The organism is Actinophytocola sp., from assembly GCF_036555685.1.
GTDB lineage: Bacteria > Actinomycetota > Actinomycetes > Mycobacteriales > Pseudonocardiaceae > Actinophytocola.
On sequence record NZ_DATBKY010000021.1, the window covers coordinates 1 to 2,121 of the forward strand.

1 protein-coding gene is annotated in these 2,121 nt (G+C 70.3%); it reads right to left on the reverse strand.

Features of this window, described 5'->3' with window-relative positions; genetic code table 11:
• Positions 1–1,713: acetolactate synthase large subunit (locus VH969_RS02210; RefSeq protein WP_331969478.1), on the reverse strand; the 1,713-nt coding region annotated here is incomplete at its 3' end.
• Positions 1,714–2,121 lie beyond the last annotated feature (408 nt).

Sequence of the window (2,121 nt, forward strand, 5' to 3'; positions counted from 1 at the left end):
GTCGTTGATCTCCATCGCCCGGTTGATCACCCGGTCGACGTCCTCTTTGGACTCACAGCGTAGCCCCGCACAGCCGAGCGCCTCCGCGAGCAGGGTGAAGTCGGGGATGCGGTGCTTGTGCGTGCCGAGGTCGGTCTGCGAGTAGCGCTCGGAGTAGAAGAGGTTCTGCCACTGGCGGACCATGCCCAGGTTGCCGTTGTTGATGACCGCGACCTTGATCGGCGCGCCCTCGATCGCACAGGTGGCGAGCTCCTGGTTGGTCATCTGGAAGCAGCCGTCGCCGTCGATCGCCCAGACGACCCTGTCCGGCTTGCCGAACTTGGCCCCCATCGCGGCGGGCACCGCGAAGCCCATCGTGCCGAGCCCCCCGGAGTTGATCCACGTGGCGGGCTTCTCGTAGGAGATGAACTGGGCGGCCCACATCTGGTGCTGGCCCACGCCCGCGGCGTAGACCGCGTCCGGGCCGGCGATCCGGCCGATCCGTTCGATCACGTACTGCGGGGACAGCGAGCCGTCCTCGGGCCACTCGTAGCCGAGCGGGAACGTCTCGCGTATCGAGTCGAGCTGCTGCCACCACGCCGTCAGGTCGGCCGGGCCGCCCTTCGGGCCGTACTCGGCACGCACCGCGTTGACCAGCTCGGCGATGATCTCCTTGCAGTCGCCGACGATCGGCACGTCCGCGCGCCGGTTCTTGGAGATCTCCGCCGGGTCGATGTCGGCGTGCACGACCTGGGCGTCCGGCGCGAACGTCGCCAGCTGGCCGGTGACCCGGTCGTCGAAGCGGGCCCCGAGCGCGATGAGCAGGTCGGCCTTCTGCATGGCGGCCACGGCGGCGACCGAGCCGTGCATGCCGGGCATGCCGAGGTGCTGGCGGTGCGAGTCGGGGAACGCGCCGCGGGCCATCAGCGTGGTGACCACCGGGATCCCGGTCAGCTCGGCGAGCGTCGCGAGCTCCGCCGAGGCGTGCGCCTTGATCACGCCGCCACCGACGTAGAACACCGGCCGCCGCGCGTTCGTGATCAGCTTCGCGGCCTCGCGGACCTGCTTGCCGTGCGGGCGCGTGGTCGGCTTGTACCCGGGCAGCCGCATCTCCGCAGGCCAGGCGAACGACGTGGTCTCCTGCAGGACGTCCTTGGGGATGTCGACGAGCACCGGTCCCGGCCGGCCGGTCCTGGCCAGGTGGAACGCCTCGGCGATGGTCCGCGGGATCTCCGCGGGGTCGGTGACGAGGAAGTTGTGCTTGGTGATCGGCAGCGTGATGCCGCAGATGTCGGCTTCCTGGAACGCGTCGGTCCCGATGAGCGCGCGGGTCTGCTGCCCGGTGATCGCGACGACCGGGACGGAGTCCATGTTGGCGTCGGCGAGCGGGGTGACCAGGTTGGTCGCGCCGGGGCCGGAGGTCGCCATGCAGACGCCGACCTTGCCGGTGGCCTGCGCGTACCCGGTGGCCGCGTGGCCCGCGCCCTGCTCGTGGCGGACGAGGACGTGGCGGACCTTGGTCGAGTCGAGCAGCGGGTCGTAGGCCGGCAGGATCGTGCCGCCGGGAATGCCGAACACCACCTCGACGCCTACCGCCTCGAGCGACCGGACGAGCGACTGGGCGCCGCTCACCCGGACGGGTGTCCCCGTCGGGGGCGCGGGCTTGGGTCGGGGGGACCTGGCGGGTCCCGGTGTCGCGGCGACCGGGTTGGGCCGCTGTGTCGCACTGGTCATCGGCTTCCGCCTCTGGTGTGGTCGGTCTGTCGTCGGTGTGTCGTCGGTCCGTCGCCGGGCTGGCTGGCTCAGGCTCTCACGCATGAAAAAACCCCCGCCGACCTGCTGGTCGTACGAGGGTCGCGCGTTCGACGCCGCCTGACTTCCTCAGCGTCGAACGCGCTGGGGAAGTACGAGAGCAGTCTGCTGGGGCACGCCGGAGACGCTAGTGCGTTCAGAGTATTGACGTCAACTCTGCGGGATTGTGATCTCGAATGGTGGACATGGCACGATGACGGCGTGACCACCCCGCAGGTGCCGGCCAGGCTCGTTTTCCGCATCCCCGCGACCGCGGTGCTCGGTGCGCTCCTGCTGGCCCTCGCCGCGACGCCGTTCGCGTTCGCCGCACCGGGGCTCTACCTCATCTAC